The 15,186-nt window shown below is 51.3% G+C and carries 15 protein-coding genes; 5 read left to right on the forward strand and 10 right to left on the reverse strand.

Translation table 11 applies throughout. The features are described 5' to 3' along the window. Nucleotides 1-167: 167 nt before the first annotated feature. Complete coding sequence (locus HK11_RS04130) at nt 168-698, reverse strand: HdeD family acid-resistance protein (RefSeq protein WP_086554085.1); 531 nt, start codon at nt 696-698, stop codon at nt 168-170. 342 nt (nt 699-1,040) lie between these two features. Between HK11_RS04130 and rpsD the strand changes: the two genes are divergently transcribed. Together rpsD and HK11_RS04145 are read left to right on the forward strand one after the other, a co-directional pair. Further along, the gene (rpsD, locus tag HK11_RS04140; protein ID WP_086554087.1) at nt 1,041-1,658 is read left to right on the forward strand and encodes a 30S ribosomal protein S4; all 618 of its coding nucleotides are present in this window, start codon (nt 1,041-1,043) and stop codon (nt 1,656-1,658) included. A 98-nt stretch (nt 1,659-1,756) separates the two neighbouring features. Continuing rightward, entirely contained in the window at nt 1,757-3,307 is a 1,551-nt protein-coding gene (locus tag HK11_RS04145; RefSeq protein WP_086554088.1) for a peptide chain release factor 3, read from the forward strand. A 220-nt stretch (nt 3,308-3,527) separates the two neighbouring features. Here HK11_RS04145 and HK11_RS04150 read toward each other — a convergent pair whose 3' ends face one another. The 5 genes from HK11_RS04150 to HK11_RS04170 form a co-directional block, all read right to left on the reverse strand. Further along, complete coding sequence (locus tag HK11_RS04150) at nt 3,528-4,247, reverse strand: phosphohydrolase (protein ID WP_086554089.1); 720 nt, start codon at nt 4,245-4,247, stop codon at nt 3,528-3,530. A 73-nt stretch (nt 4,248-4,320) separates the two neighbouring features. Beyond that, nucleotides 4,321-5,352, reverse strand: a complete 1,032-nt coding sequence (locus HK11_RS04155; protein ID WP_086554090.1) for an isocitrate/isopropylmalate dehydrogenase family protein — start codon at nt 5,350-5,352, stop codon at nt 4,321-4,323. A 99-nt stretch (nt 5,353-5,451) separates the two neighbouring features. Next, complete coding sequence (locus HK11_RS04160) at nt 5,452-7,230, reverse strand: aminopeptidase P family protein (RefSeq protein WP_086554091.1); 1,779 nt, start codon at nt 7,228-7,230, stop codon at nt 5,452-5,454. Nucleotides 7,231-7,316: 86 nt separating this feature from the next. After that, nucleotides 7,317-8,237, reverse strand: a complete 921-nt coding sequence (locus tag HK11_RS04165; protein ID WP_086554092.1) for a 50S ribosomal protein L11 methyltransferase — start codon at nt 8,235-8,237, stop codon at nt 7,317-7,319. Continuing rightward, nucleotides 8,237-10,471: an ATP-dependent helicase gene (locus HK11_RS04170; RefSeq protein ID WP_086554093.1), complete on the reverse strand. Its 2,235-nt coding sequence runs from the start codon at nt 10,469-10,471 to the stop codon at nt 8,237-8,239. The genes HK11_RS04165 and HK11_RS04170 overlap by 1 nt, the downstream gene beginning before the upstream one ends. Nucleotides 10,472-10,583: 112 nt before the next feature. Here HK11_RS04170 and HK11_RS04175 point away from each other — a divergent pair, with 112 nt between their 5' ends. Together HK11_RS04175 and HK11_RS04180 are read left to right on the forward strand one after the other, a co-directional pair. Next, a complete protein-coding gene (locus HK11_RS04175) occupies nt 10,584-11,345 on the forward strand; it encodes a RadC family protein (RefSeq protein ID WP_086554094.1) in 762 nt (253 codons plus the stop codon). Beyond that, nucleotides 11,345-12,076 carry a RadC family protein gene (locus HK11_RS04180; protein ID WP_086554095.1) on the forward strand — a complete coding sequence of 244 codons (732 nt, stop codon included), beginning with the start codon at nt 11,345-11,347 and terminating at the stop codon, nt 12,074-12,076. Before HK11_RS04175 ends, HK11_RS04180 begins: the two co-directional genes overlap by 1 nt. Nucleotides 12,077-12,084: 8 nt before the next feature. Here the strand turns inward: HK11_RS04180 and HK11_RS04185 are convergent, their stop codons facing one another. From HK11_RS04185 to HK11_RS04195, 3 genes are read right to left on the reverse strand one after another with little or no spacing between them, the layout of a single operon-like run. After that, on the reverse strand, nt 12,085-13,254 hold the full coding sequence (locus tag HK11_RS04185; protein ID WP_086554096.1) for a 5-(carboxyamino)imidazole ribonucleotide synthase: 1,170 nt from the start codon (nt 13,252-13,254) through the stop codon (nt 12,085-12,087). Next, complete coding sequence (gene purE / locus HK11_RS04190; RefSeq protein WP_255375960.1) at nt 13,251-13,787, reverse strand: 5-(carboxyamino)imidazole ribonucleotide mutase; 537 nt, start codon at nt 13,785-13,787, stop codon at nt 13,251-13,253. The genes HK11_RS04185 and purE overlap by 4 nt, the downstream gene beginning before the upstream one ends. Before the next feature lie 38 nt (nt 13,788-13,825). Continuing rightward, nucleotides 13,826-14,032 (reverse strand): YdcH family protein, encoded by a 207-nt coding sequence (locus tag HK11_RS04195; RefSeq protein WP_086554097.1) that lies wholly within the window; start codon nt 14,030-14,032, stop codon nt 13,826-13,828. A gap of 236 nt (nt 14,033-14,268) precedes the next feature. Here HK11_RS04195 and HK11_RS04200 point away from each other — a divergent pair, with 236 nt between their 5' ends. After that, complete coding sequence (locus HK11_RS04200) at nt 14,269-14,433, forward strand: DUF465 domain-containing protein (protein ID WP_086554098.1); 165 nt, start codon at nt 14,269-14,271, stop codon at nt 14,431-14,433. Nucleotides 14,434-14,501: 68 nt separating this feature from the next. Here the strand turns inward: HK11_RS04200 and HK11_RS04205 are convergent, their stop codons facing one another. Then, on the reverse strand, nt 14,502-15,122 hold the full coding sequence (locus HK11_RS04205; RefSeq protein WP_086554099.1) for a DUF1013 domain-containing protein: 621 nt from the start codon (nt 15,120-15,122) through the stop codon (nt 14,502-14,504). Nucleotides 15,123-15,186 lie beyond the last annotated feature (64 nt).

Here is a 15,186-nt window from a genome sequence, read left to right on the forward strand (position 1 = left end):
TGGCAACACGATACGACCGCTGCGCTCATACCTTCATGTCCGCAATCCATATCGCTGCAAGCTTTATCTTCTATCTCAAAGAATGAGTCCTGAGCCTAAGTAGTTTTTATGGAAAAAGACCTCTCATATTTAATGAGAGGTCTTTTTTTGTTCTGACTATTTTTAAATCAGGATGCTTGACTTCTGCGCAGTGCCAGGCCCAGCTGCAGCCAGCTCATGCCGCTAATTATCAGCTCAACAGCAACAAATGTGCCGATCAGCCACAACCCTGACCATGGCAGGGTGAAATACAGGCAAAAACCGACAACCAGACTGATGAGGCCACTAAATAAAATAATGCCCCAGCCATGTAGTGCGCGGTGCTTCACCGCCATAATGCAGCGCGTTATACCTGCGGCGATAAAACAGGCTGAGGCGAAAAGCGTGATCATTGTCGCGCCGGCAACGGGCTCCTGGATGATAAAAACTCCGGCGAGAATATAAAGAAGCCCTGCGATGAGTGAGAAGAAGAATCCTCCCCAGTCTTTAACTGCAAATGCGTGAAAAAGCTGTGCTGCTCCACCAACGATCAGTACGAATCCAATGAAAATTGTGCTGGCCAGTGTGACAAATACAGTGTCGATACAGGCAGCAAAGCCAAGTAAAATAAGGGAGATGCCTAAGCCGACAAATAGTCCCCATTTTTTGGTAACGGGCATACAAAGAGCTCCTTTGATTATAGCCGACAGCCTGTGTTTATAAGCTGGTTGCAAATATCACGTGGGCAGCCTGACTTACTTCTCTTTATATATCACCGAATATTTGTGTTAAGTATGCAAAGATAAGTTGACAGAAGAGGCACCTTTACGTAATGGCAACTCTCATTGTCGGGAATGTGGACAGGTCGGCTGCCGCGAACGGATTTATGCTCCCGTTTGCCAGTGATACGAGTTGTGCCCGCTCTGATCCGTGGGGGACAGAGACTACCGGTGTAATCGTCAGAGAAAGAAAACTGTGTTCAGTTTTTGTTTTCTGGCAGAAATGGAAGTGAAGAGCGCCAGATGTCTAAGCGCCTTGAGAGCAAGTACAAAATTAACCGCCGCCTGGGTGTAAACCTCTGGGGCCGTGCAAAATCTCCGGTTAACCGCCGTGAGTATGGCCCAGGTCAGCACGGGCAGCGTCGTAAAAGCAAACCATCTGACTTCTCAGTACAGCTGATGGCTAAGCAGAAGCTGAAAGGTTACTACGGTAACATCAGCGAAAAACAGTTCCGTCGTTACTACCAGGAAGCTGTTCGTCGTAAAGGTGATACATCAGAAAACCTGATCAACCTGCTCGAGCGTCGTCTGGATGCGGTAATTTACCGTATGAAATTTGCGATCACACCGTTCGCAGCACGTCAGTTCATCAACCATGGCCACATCACGGTTAATGGTCGTAAAATGAACATCCCGTCTTACCTTGTTAAAGATGGTGACGTTATCGAACTGCGTGAAAAATCAAAACAGCTTGCTATCGTTCTTGACGCGACGCAGACCAATGAGCGTGACGTTCCTGAATATATGGAAGCTGATCACCGCCAGATGAAGGGCACCTTCCTGCGTGGTCCTAAATTCTCTGACGTACCTTATCCGGTACAGATGGAACCAAACCTGGTCGTCGAATTCTATTCACGTTAATAGTTTCGTTTTTGATCAGCACAACGCCGGGTGGGGCTTTGCCTCTGCCCGGCGTTTGCCGTTTTACCCTGTTTTCTTTTCCAGCCGGATGAGCTGCCATGCCTGATGATATGCCCGTAACTGAACTGACCACGGAAATCGCGCGTCGTCGTACGTTTGCTATCATTTCCCATCCGGATGCTGGTAAAACAACCCTGACAGAACGTATTCTGCGTGCCGGCGGTGCTATTCAGCTTGCCGGTAATGTGCGTGCCAAGGGCGAACGTCGCAGAACCCGCTCTGACTGGATGAATATCGAACGTGACCGTGGTATTTCAGTTGTCAGTTCGGTTATGACGTTTGAATATGGCGGGTGTATTTTTAATCTGCTTGATACCCCGGGCCATGAAGACTTCTCTGAAGATACATATCGTACTCTGACGGCCGTTGATTCTGCTGTTATGGTTATTGATGCGGCCAAAGGTATTGAGGACCGTACACGCAAACTGTTCGAAATCTGCCGTCTGCGTGATATTCCTATCGTTACCTTTATCAATAAAATGGACCGTGAAGCACAGGACCCATTTGCTTTGCTTGATGAGGTTGGTTCGTCGCTGGCGCTTGACACAGCCCCGGCAACCTGGCCGGTCGGACGTGCTGCGGGCTTTATCGGTACGTATGATTTTTTAACGAAAAAGCTTCATACTCAGGAGGATATTCCTGAAACTGATCCCAGGCGTGTGCAGCTGGCAGAAGAGCTCGAGCTGGCAGAAGCCGCTTTACCTGAGTTTGACCGTGAGGCTTTTGATGCGGGTCATCTGACACCTGTTTTCTTTGGCAGTGCGATGAAAGAAATCGGTGTTCTTGACCTGCTGGATGCTCTGGTGGCGTTTGGTCCGTCTCCGCGCGATCAGAAGGCTGAAAACCGCACGGTCAGTGCTGCTGAGCCTGATATGACGGCTCTGGTGTTTAAAATCCAGGCGAATATGGACCCTAATCACCGTGACCGTATTGCCTTTGCCCGTATTTGTTCGGGCAAGCTGGTACGCGGTATGCGGCTGCGCCATGCCCGCACGGGTAAGAGCTTTGCTGTACATACGCCACAGTTCTTTTTTGCACGTGATCGTCAGCTGGCTGAAGAAGCTTTTGCAGGGGATGTGGTCGGTATTCCCAATCATGGTACCCTGCGCATTGGTGATACACTGACTGAGAATGAAGACCTGCAATTTACCGGGGTGCCGCATTTTGCTCCGGAGATTTTGCGTCGTGTCAGGCTTGATGATGCTATGAAAGCTAAAAAGCTGAAACAGGCGCTGATGCAGCTGGCCGAGGAAGGCGTTGTGCAGTTATTCCGCCCCCAGGATGGTGCGCAGCCGATTGTTGGCGTTGTTGGTACCCTCCAGCTTGATGTTTTGCAGGCTCGCCTTAAAGCTGAATATGGTGTGGCCATAGGCTTTGATGCAGTGCCGTTCTCGCTGGCGCGCTGGGTTTCCGGGCCACGTGATAAAATTGAATCCTTTGCTCAGGTGAACCGTAGCGCAATGGCGGATGACCTTGATGATCACCCTGTTTTTCTTGCATCATCCTCTTTCATGATGCGTCGTACGCAGGAGCAAAATCCCGATATCAGCTTCCATGATATCAGGCAGATTGGTCTCGAAGTGAGCTGAAATTCTTTAAAGATCGCCTCTGCTTTCAGAGGTGATCTTGTTTTTCTTCCTGCCAGACTGACAATAGAAAACAGGAAAAGTAACACAGCTGTTTTCTGAAGAGGGCAGATAAAATGTCCCGTGCCTTGGCATAGTTTACAGTTGAGGCAAGGTCAGGCCGCTATGTATGCTGTATACTATCCGGTGTTAACAGCGTATTTTATAAAAAAGCTTTAAAATATTATACAGCAGGACGGCAGTTCAGGAGCGCTTTGCTGGTTGGCAGAAGGTCGGGCCGTTTTGCCCATTGAGCAATGTGCTGGTCCGTTAACAAAATAAGCTGGTCATATTCTGTGTTGCCACTCTGCTTCCAGCATGTTTCGACCGCGTCGAAAGTCAGGTGGGTGGTCATATAGAGGCAGACATCGAGAATGCGGGTGCCAGGGTGCCTGACGATCAGTCGGGGTGAACTGACTTCGATGCTGTCCGGGGGAAGTCCGAGTTCTTCTTCTGCTTCAGCCAGAAGCTGTTCTTTCAGATTAACGGCGTCAGATGCCTCACGTTTTTCGATACTGCCAGCGGGTGGGCTTTGCCAGAAATTCCCCTGGTAAACGGAGGAGGGGTGTCTGCGCCCTAAAACGTACCCCTGCGGGGTGCGCAGCAGGCCGGTCACGGCAAGAGGGTTAAGCTTTAGCTTGCTGAAAAGAGAGGGATTTTTCATCTGTGCCAGCACCAGGCGATATTCTGTCCAGTGTCCGGTAATACAGGTGCGGCTGACATGGTCTGCAGAAAAAACACAGCCGTTAAATAACTCAGGCCGTGCTTCACAGGCTTTCGCCCATATATGGCTGGCTTCAGTCTGGATTTCTGGTGACAGTGTTCCAGGCGGTTGCGTTACTTTGATTTCACAGACTGGTAAAAGTGGCAGAACAGGCCACAGCCCGGGGAATAATGTGCTCATTGTTCTGTCACTCTTCCGGCACTGTGTCTGTTTGTAAGAAGAGGAGGAAAATCCTCCTCTTCGTAATATCAGATCAGGAAAGCTGCTGTTTCAGAGCTGCAGTCAGATCTTTTGTGGTTGCATTGCCACCCAGGTCTTTGGTGCGAATACCGCCCTCTGTGATGGTTTTTTTGATGCCATGGTTAATGCGGTCAGCCAGGTCCTGACGGCCAACATGCTGCAGCATCATAACTGCTGCCATAAGCAGGGCCAGCGGGTTGGCAAGGCCTTTACCGGCGATGTCAGGAGCTGAGCCATGAACAGCTTCAAACACAGCAGCTTTTTCGCCAATATTTGCACCAGGTGCCATACCCAGGCCGCCAATAAGACCCGATGCCAGGTCGGAGAGGATGTCACCAAACAGGTTCGTTGTTACGATAACATCAAACTGCCATGGGTTAGTGACAAGCTGCATTGCACAGGCATCAACAATACGGTCGTTGAATTCAACGCGGCCTTTATATTCTTCTGCAACTTTGCGGCCTTCTTCAAGGAAGATACCGGTCAGCAGTTTAAGAATGTTAGCTTTATGAACCAGCGTTACCGTTTTACGGTTGTTGGCAACAGCATAGTCGAACGCAAATTTAACAATACGACGACACTCAGCACGTGAGTTGTAGCCGGTGCTCAGAGCGATTCCTTTTGGGTCATCACCGACAGGAACATAATGTTCCATAGCAGCGTAGTAGCCCTCAAGGTTTTCACGGAACATAACGAAGTCAATATCTTCGTAACGGCCACCAGGAATGATGGTTTTGGTCGGGCGCATATTAGCGAACAGGCCAAACTCCTGGCGCATTGTGACGTTAATTGACTTGAAGCCACCACCAACAGGTGTTGTCAGCGGGCCTTTGAGAGCCAGAGACGTACGGCGGATACTTTCAATGGTCTGTTTGGGCAGTGGGTCGTTGACCGCATCTACTCCTGCCATGCCGGCGAGTTGTTTGTCCCATACGAACGGGGCACCGACAGTATCCAGAATCTCGACGACTGAGTCCATAATTTCCGGACCAATACCGTCCCCTGGAATAAGGGTTGCAGGAATAGTCTTGCTGTCTTTAGTCATACTCGAAGCTCCTTACGTTGCCCGCTCTTTTTGCGCCTGTTTACCGGTCGATGCGATTCCCATTTGCGTGACTATACCATTTTGTCGAGGCAGCTATACTCAGACGAGGGGAGCGCAGGCCTTCTCAAGCCATAAACGGGCTTCACCCTGCAGGCGGGGGCCAATCAGCCTGAGCACGCGGGCGTGGTAGGCATTGAGCCGTTCGGTGTCCTCTGCTCCCAGTGTTTTCAGGTCTGTCAGTGTGCGGTCAAATGGTACAAGTGTGAGTGTTTCAAACGACAGGAAGGGTTTCACGTTGTCGTTAGCCATGAAGGGCTGAGCCAGAATCAGCGTTTCAAGGCGTATGCCAAACGCACCGGTTTTATAATAACCAGGCTCGTTGGAGAGAATCATCCCTTCCTGAACAGCAATCGAGCCGGGCACTTTAGAGATGCGTACAGGCCCTTCATGCACAGAAAGAAAGCTGCCAACACCATGGCCGGTGCCATGGTCGTAATCAAGTCCGGCCTGCCACAGGTCAAACCGGGCCAGCGTATCAAGCGCGTGACCGGCTGTACCGGCCGGAAAGCACACACGCCCCAGGCGGAGGTTCCCTTTAAGTACTCTGGTAAATGTTTCTTTAAGCTGCTGTGGCGGGGTGTCAGGGCCGGTCCACACCGTGCGGGTGACGTCGGTTGTACCTTCGGGGTATTGCCCGCCGCTATCAATCAGATACACCTCATTTGCGTGCAGAGGGCGGTTGCTTTCTTTGGTGACGCGGTAATGAATGACAGCCCCGTTAGGCCCTGCACCAGAAATCGCATTAAAGGATTCCTCACAATACCCTTCCTCCTCAGCACGAAAAGAGTCGAGCTTTATTGCGGCTTCAAGTTCTGATGTGGTGTGTGCATGTTCATCCAGCCAGTGAAGGAAACGGCACAGAGCGGCACCATCTTTAAGGTGCGCTTCGCGCGCGCCTGCCTGTTCGGTGGCATTTTTCAGAGCTTTGGGAAGCAGGCATGGGTCTGAATTTTCTTTAATAACAGCATGATAATGCGTTAGTGTCTCTGCAAACCATACAGCGCTGGTTGCCGGGTCAACACTGACTGTTTTTCCTTTAAGGGTAGCCAGAACCTGCTCCATCTGCTCAGGAGCATGAATACGAACGTCATCACCCAGCCAGGTCTTAACATCTTCTGGCAGTTTGCTGCGCTCAATAAACAGGTCAACGCTTGCATCTTTATGCAGCAGGGCAAAGGCCAGGACCACAGGTGTGCACGGAATATCACGCCCGCGAATATTCAGCAGCCAGGCGACAGAGGCAGAATCGCTGAGCACAACAGCATCGGCTCCGGTTGCCGTAAGTTTTTGAGCCAGTCTCGTGCGTTTGCTGAGAGAGGCCTCGCCAGCATAAACAAGTGGATGAACGGCAGCAGGACCAGCGGGGAAAGCTGGCCGGTCAGTCCATAAACGGTCGATCAGGTTGCCGCTGGTGGCAATAAATTCGAGATGTGAGCTGGCGGCTTTAATAGCGCTGAGTTCAGAGTGGCTGATAGTGCGGGCATCATAGCCGATACGCTGCCCGGCTGAGGTATTCTGTGCCAGCCAGAGTGAGGGGGGTGTTTCGTAAATATGGTTACACTGCCAGCTGGCCTGATCAACCTGCTGATCCATTTGCGTAATATAACGTCCGTCAGAAAAGACAGAGGCTGCTGAGTTCAGGGCAATCGCCAGGCCGGCACTGCCGGTAAAGCCTGTTGCCCATGCCAGACGTTCTGCACAGGCGGGAATGTATTCTCCCAGAAACTCATCACTGTGCGGAATGATAAGTCCGTCAAGCTGCTCCTGTTTAAGAAGGGTGCGGAGGGCGGCAAGACGGCTGGCAGACGTGGAAGGCATAAAAGAGACCTCATAGTGAAAATAACAGATCAGAAAACAGGCAAGCTCCCATACTCAGGGGAGTATGAGAGCAGGTTATCAGATAATCATGATTTATGTGCGGGCAGGGCGAACGGCTTGCGCAGTACCAGAGTGGCCCAGTCACCTTCTGCAAAGGTTTTTTCTAAAACCAGCCCCTGACGGCGGTGAGCGCTTAGTACCATAGGAATCTGGGTGCGCAGCAGGCCTGCAAGAATGGCAGTGCCGCCAGGTGCCAGGTTGATCGCCATGTCTTTGGCCATCAGGCAAAGAGGGCGTGCCAGAATATTAGCAAAGACAAGATCATAAGGTGCCTGACGGCGAATTTCAGGGGTACGCCAGCCATTGCCCAGCCGGCATGTCAGGGCATGTGCCAGCCTGTTGCGTGCGGCGTTGGACGCTGAAACCCGCACAGACCAGGGCTCGATATCTACAGCGAGAACTTTACGGTGCAGCAGGGCCGCTGCAGCCATGGCCAGAATGCCCGAACCACACCCCAGATCGAGGATGCGGCGCGGTTTGCGGTAAGCCATCCATTCAAGGGCACGCAGGCAGCCACGGGTTGAGCCATGTTCGCCCGAGCCGAAGGCCACGCCGGCATCAAGTGTCAGCACGATACGGGTTTTATCAGGGGTGTCAGGCAGGTGTGTGCCACGAATAACGAAACGTTGCCCGACCTGTTGTTCGGGGAAAGATTCATAGGTGCGGGCAAGCCAGCCTTCAGCCTCAGTCGCTTCGCGGTGCAGAGGGGCGTCAACAGAGCTTATCAGACTGGCCAGAGCCAGAGCCGCAGCAAGTTCATCATCGCGATGCCCTGCATCTTTAACACCCTCAACACGCCATAGAGTGCCCTCAGGGTTAGCTTCAAACAGGCCAACCGTGGTGCATACGGTGCCTATGGCGTTTTCGTAGGCCTCGACAGCACTCTCCGGAATGGTAACCGAGACCGTTTCAAGAGCCGTAGCGTGTCTGCGGGAGGGAGCGGTCATCAGATTTTCTTTACAAAAGAGGAAAGGAGACGCTTTGTCTGGCCATTTTCAAAAACAATTTCAAGATGGGTGTGCTCTACATTCAGCACGATGCCATTGCCAAAGCGGGGGTGGGTGACCTGTTCACCAGGCTGGAAAGAAGGACCTCCGGAGGAGGCGGAGAAGGAACCCTGTCTGTGGCCATTATTCATAATACCCTGACTGAAAAGCGATTCATCACGCAGGCTTTTCTGACGTGGTATACCGTCATTTTTGCGGGTAACGTGCTCTTCAGGCAGTTCATCAAGAAAGCGGCTGGGCATGGATGGCTGCCAGCCTGTATAGGTGCGGCGCCGGCCGGCATGGTAAATCAGGGCATGCAGGCGTGCGCGGGTAATGCCCACATAGGCAAGGCGGCGTTCTTCTTCCAGGCCTTTCTGTCCACCGTCATCCAGAGTGCGCTGCGAGGGGAAAACCCCTTCCTCCCATCCTGGCAGGAAGACAATATCAAATTCCAGGCCTTTAGCACCGTGCAGTGTCATGAGAGAGAGTTTGGCTTCACTGGCGGTTTTGTCATCGTGCTCCATAACCAGAGCAATATGCTCAAGAAACTTTCCTAACGTGCCAAAATCTGTCAGAGCACGCACCAGCTCCTTCAGATTCTCCAGCCTCCCTGGTGCTTCGGGTGAGCGGTCATTACGCCACATATCGAGGTAGCCGCTGGCCTCAAGCAGATATTCGGCGGCTTGTACGTGTCCTTCGCGCTGAAGGAGGCTTTGCGTGCTGAGAAGTGCGCTGACAAAGCTGTTAAGGTGTTCTGCAATTTTTCCCTTCAGCTCTCCGCGGCTTAACATCATCTCCGTGCCGGCAAATAAAGGGACCTGTTCGCTGCGTGAGGCTGTATGAAGTTTTTGCAGGCTTGCCGGGCCAATGCCACGTTTTGGTACGTTGATAATACGTTCAAATGCCAGGTTATCTGCCGGGTTATGTAACAGGCGCAGGTAAGCCAGAGCATCACGAATTTCAGCCCGTTCATAAAAACGGGTGCCGCCGATAATACGATAGGGCAGCCCTGTCTGCATCAGTCGTTCTTCAAAGGCGCGTGTCTGAAAGCCTGCCCGTACCAGAATGGCCATTTCGGCCAGCGAATGGCCTTGTCTGTGCAGGGAATCAGCCTCTGTGCAGATAGCCAGAGCCTCTATCTCAGAGTCTTCCACTCCGGTCACAACAACCTTTGCCGCAGGCTGGTTATCATCGCGACCTGTGCGCAGTGTTTTGCCCAGGCGCTCTGTATTATGGGCAATAAGCCCTGCGGCTGCCCCGAGAATATGCCGGGTGGAGCGGTAGTTGCGCTCAAGACGTACAACCTGAGCTCCGGGGAAGTCCTGCTCAAAGCGGAGAATATTGGCTATTTCTGCACCGCGCCACGAATATATTGACTGGTCGTCGTCGCCTACACAGCAAATGTTAGAGACTTCACCCTGTCTGCGTGCCAGCAGGCGCAGCCAGAGGTACTGAACCGTGTTTGTATCCTGATACTCGTCGACGAGTATATAGCGAAACAGGCGCTGATAATGTGCCAGTATCTCAGGGTGAGTGCGCAGCATTTCTGTGACATGCAGCATCAGGTCGCCAAAATCACAGGCATCAAGTTCGCGCAGGCGGGTCTGATAAGCGGCATAAATGGCCCGGGCATGTCCGGCTGCAAAATCGCAGTCCTCTGCATCCGTCACAGCGGAGGGCGTCAGGCCACGATCTTTCCAGCGTTGTATAACTCCCATCAGACCAGGGGCCGGCCAGCGTTTGGTGTCAATGTACCATGGCTCCATCACCTGTCTGAGAAGGCGGAGCTGATCGTCTGTATCGAGAATGGTAAAATTATGTGTCAGGCCAGCGCATTCGGGGTGCTGGCGTAGCATACGGGTGCACAATGCATGGAATGTGCCCAGCCAGAGTCGTTCTGTTTCGGTACCTAAAATGGCATTAACGCGCTCGCGCATTTCGCGGGAGGCTTTGTTTGTAAAGGTGACCGCCAGAATCTGCCACGGCTTAGCTCGCCCGGTCAGCAGAATATGTGCGAAGCGTGTTGTCAGTACACGTGTTTTTCCGGTCCCGGCACCAGCAAGAACAAGAAGCGGGCCATCAGTTGTTTCAATGGCATTACGCTGTTCTGTATTGAGGCGTGATAAATAATCTTTATTATCTTCTGTATTTTCAGAAGAATAAGGGGGAGGAGAATACTCTGAAATTGTCATTTCTCCTGTTCTATATTAATAATTACTCTAAAGAGTAGTGGGTGGATAAGGTATAAGAGTTTGCTTGTAAGGTCAAAGGCATACATCAAAAAGATATAGAAAGGGAGCTGATTTGAGACAGGTTTTTGCCAGTACGGGGGGGGCTGGTCATCGTCAGCGCATGCGTGAGCGTGTTATGTCTCAGGGTGCTGGCACATTGCAGGATTATGAGGTGCTGGAGATGCTGCTTTTTCCTGGCGTGCCAAGGCGCGATACAAAGCCGCTGGCCAAGACCCTTATCAATGCCTTTGGTTCCTTGTCGGGGGTTTTGACAGCCTCAGAAAAAGAGCTGCGCAGGCATGGCGCAGGCCCTGCGGCTTTGCGGCTTCTGGCTCTTATTCCAGTCCTGAATGAGCGTTTAAGTTTTTCTGACGGGAGAGCAGAACGCTTTGATATCAGTAACTGGGATGCACTGATAACCTATTGTAATGTTACATTAGCGGGTCTGCCTGGCGGGCAGTTACATGCGCTTTTTCTTGATAGTAAAAATCAGATTCTGGTGGATGACATTATTGAAGAGGGAGGCGCTGCGGGCCTTACTTCTTCTGACCGGAGTGCTGCACTCGGGAGCCATGCAGCGTGCAGTATGGCTGTTGCGCTGCTGAGGCGTGCTCTGGCTTATCATGCGTCTGCATTGATTACGGTGCGACTTGCTTGTGACGATATATCCTCAGGCGAGCAGATGGAGAGGGAGAGGATGCTGATAGAAGAGCTGATGGCGGCGGCTCCGTTGTTATCAGTCGATTTCCATGATCATCTGGTTCAGGAAAAAAACGGCTGGCTGAGTTTTCGGTCGTGGAGGGAGAGTCTGGATTGTGAGAGCCAGGGGCTCTGATGATAGATAAAAAAATAAAAAACAGGGTAAAAGACAGATTTAGCAGAGAAGAGCATTATCCATTACGACCGGCAGCTGAAAGAGAGGCTGACTATCAGAGTTTTGCAGCTGCTGGTGGAAAGATTGATGATGCTCAGTTACTTCAGGCTTTTTTAAGAGCGATTGCTCCTGATTTACATGATAGCGAAAAGATAGTCGTACGCCTGATGGCTCGTTTTGGTTCTCTTGTCGCAATACTGAGCGCATCAGCTGAAGAGTTGTCAGAAGAGCTGAAAAAGCACACTTCACTGATCGTTTATTTTCAGCTGATCAGAGAGGCTGTACTGCGATCTCATTTATTTCATCTGAAAAAAGAAGGGATACGACACAATACCAGATGGCTGTATGCCTACCTCCGTGTGATGTTATCACAGGAAAAGAGAGAGCAGGCCCGTGTTTTATTCTTTGATTCGGCGAAATGTTTGCTTGCCGAAAAACTTATGGGACAGGGTACGGTAGATACGGCCCCTATTTATCCCAGAGAGGTCGTGCATGCAGCCGTAAACTGCAAAGCACAGTTTCTGGTGCTGTCGCATAATCACCCGAGTGGAGATCCTTCTCCTTCTTCAGATGACCTTGCGTTAACGCGCCATATTCAGGGCGCCGCGCGTCTGATGAATATTACTGTGCTTGACCATATTATTGTCGGTCAGAACAGCTTCTTCAGTTTTTGTGATGAAGGTCTGCTCTGACCATATATTCAGGCTGAATGTCTGGTGGCCGTTATGTCGGCAAGTGGGCCAAGTGCATCCTGCACACCAAATTCACCTGGCAGGCTGCCATAAGGGAACAGAATGTTGACATGCCCCATTTTACGCCCCGGGCGTGCCTCGGCCTTACCGTAAAGATGGGGGAGTAAAGCAGGCGCTGCGATAATCTGAGGCCACAGGGCCATATCATCAGGGCCAACCAGATTTTTCATAACTGCATCAGAATGTCTGCGCGCGGGGGGAAGAGGCATGCCCGTAACAGCCCGAATATGCATATCAAACTGATCGGCCGGGCAGGCATCCATAGTCCAGTGCCCTGAATTATGAGGGCGTGGTGCAATTTCATTAACCAGCAGATTTGCTTTATGGTCGAGAAACATTTCAACGCCGGTAATGCCTGTAAGATCAAGCTGTTCAGCTATCTGTGCAGCGAGTGCCTGTGCCTTATGTGCGACTTCTGCCGTGACAGGAGCCGGAGCCAGGGTCAGGTCAAGGATACCATTGACGTGGTGGTTCTGAGCCGGGTCAAAACAGCGAATGGTGCCGTCTGTGCCACGTACAACCATCACGCTGAGTTCGCAGGCAAAATTAACCATGCCCTCTGCCACCAGAGGGTGCGGCGATAATGTGCTGAGAGCGTTATCAAAGTCACCAGCACTGTAAATGCGGCACTGACCTTTGCCGTCATATCCCTCACGTGTGGTTTTCAGGATAAATGGAAAGCCAAGGGTCTCAGCAGCATTCTGCAATGAGGGCAGATCAGTAACAGAGCACCACGGGGCGACCGGAATGCCAGCGTTAGTCAGGAATGTTTTTTCGGCAATACGATCCTGGCTGATACGTAAAATCTGTCCTGATGGCCTGACAGGGCGATGTTTTGAGAGAAAATCAAGCGCATCTGCGCTGATATTTTCAAATTCAAATGTGACAACATCGACTGACTGAACAAAATTGTTCAGGGCGTCAAAATCGTCATAAGCACCGATTGTAATACCGTGAGAAACCTGAGCTGCAGGGCCGTCTGCCTCCTGTGTCAGAATATGCGTTCTGAAACCCAGTTTTGCGGCAGCCATGGCTGACATACGCCCAAGCTGCCCTCCGCCGATAATGCCGATGATAGAATTAGGCGCAAGAGGGGCGTTTGTGATGTGAGAGGTCATTCGTTTTCGGTCACTGGAGCATTGGCAACAGAGGCAGTTTGCAGAGCACGCCAGGCGTCAAGGCGTGCGGCAAGAGCCGGGTCATGTAAAGCAAGAACAGAAGTTGCAAGCAGGGCGGCATTTTTTGCGCCTGATGCACCGATAGCCAGGGTGCCGACAGGTACACCACCTGGCATCTGCACAATGGAAAGAAGGCTGTCCATACCTTTGAGTGCGCGCGACTCAACCGGAACCCCCAGCACCGGCAGGCGTGTCCAGGCGGCACACATGCCGGGCAGATGCGCTGCACCGCCTGCACCGGCAATAATGACACTCAGGCCGCGGTCTGCGGCGCTTTTGGCATATTCTGCGAGTCGGTCAGGTGTGCGGTGCGCAGAAACGATCAGTGTTTCATGCGGAATTTCAAACTCTGTAAGGATGAGGTCAGCATGACGCATGGTTTCCCAGTCGGACTGACTGCCCATAATAATACCAACTTTGGGCTGGGTATTCTGGTCGATGACTGAAGCGGCTAAGGCGGTTTTTTCGTTCACGGTCACAATCTGTCTGTCTCAGGCTATAGGAAATAAGATCAGGCAATATCATCAGGGATAAGCTGATTTTCAAGCCATGTAATTTTATCTCTCAGGAGAAGTTTACGTTTTTTCAGGCGTCCTGTCTGAAGCTGGTCGATAATGCCATCGCTGTGAAGAAGGCGGTTGATGATCGTGTCGAGGTCACGATGTTCGCTGCGTAACTCATGAAGCTGGCTCAGAAGAAAATTGCGGTCATTGAGCATAATACCGTGCCTCAGTCAGGATGAAGAAGGTCTGATTATGATCCGGAATATGAGCAGGGCGCCAGTTTTTTATGCGGTCTGATATCTGAAAAGCAGACCGGAATAACGTGATATCAGTGCAAAAGTTATGAGGTCAGAGCATGCCTGGACGATTAAAAATTAAAAAAAACATATAAAAAAAATTTCTTTTTGCGCTACGCTTCCTAAACCACCTGTTAATAAGTTGGAGGTTGCTAATGACTATTCTGTCCAGAATTGCGAATCTGAAATCGCGTCATTCACGCATCGATCAGCAGATTGAATCGGAGGATGGCCGTCCAAGGCCTGACCAGCGGGTTCTTACGACACTCAAACTTAAAAAACTACGCCTTAAAGAAGAAATAGAGAGACTTTCTTCCTGAAGATTTTTTTATTTACTCCGCCTTAAAAGACGAATCGCTGGCCATTTTGATCTGGCCAGCGATTTTTTTTAGTCTTCTTCGCTGTGTGTATGTGTCAGCTCAGCAGGAAAATGCAACTCTTCAGCACTTGCCGGTAAAGGCTGTGGAATTTCCTGGCCATCGCGTTCAAGGCGCAGCGTGGCTGCCTGCACAGCAGCATTCAGGTCAGCCTGGCGGCACAGACCAATAGTAACCGGGTCACGTGGTTTAATATTGGGTGTGTTCCAGTGCTGCTTGGTACGCACTTTGCTGATGGTGTCTTTAGTGGTGCCCAGTAGTTTAACAATTTCCTGGTCATTGAGCTGCGGAAAGTTACGCAGCAGGAATGCAATGCCGTCCGGGCGGTCATGGCGTTTTGCCACAGGAGTGTAACGAGCGCCTTTTGAACGCCGCTTAACCGGATTATTGGTTGGCAAAATTTTCAGTCTGGCATCAGGATTAGCTTCGCAGCGGGTGATCTCATCCTGTGTGAGCTGGCGGTTGGCAATCGGGTCATACCCGACGATGCCCTGAGCGACTTCGCCATCGGCAATAGCCTGGACCTCAAGAGGGTGCAGGCCGCAAAATTCAGCCACCTGAATAAAGCTCAGGGCTGTCTTTTCAATGAGCCACACAGCGGTGGCTTTTGGCATCAGCGGTAACGTTGTCATTGGTTTATCCTGTCGTCGGGCAGCGGCTTATGCAGGCACCGGTCAGTTTACGACGGTTCGGAGC

The organism is Acetobacter sp. DmW_043, from assembly GCF_002153485.1.
GTDB classification, from domain to species: Bacteria; Pseudomonadota; Alphaproteobacteria; order Acetobacterales; family Acetobacteraceae; genus Acetobacter; species Acetobacter thailandicus.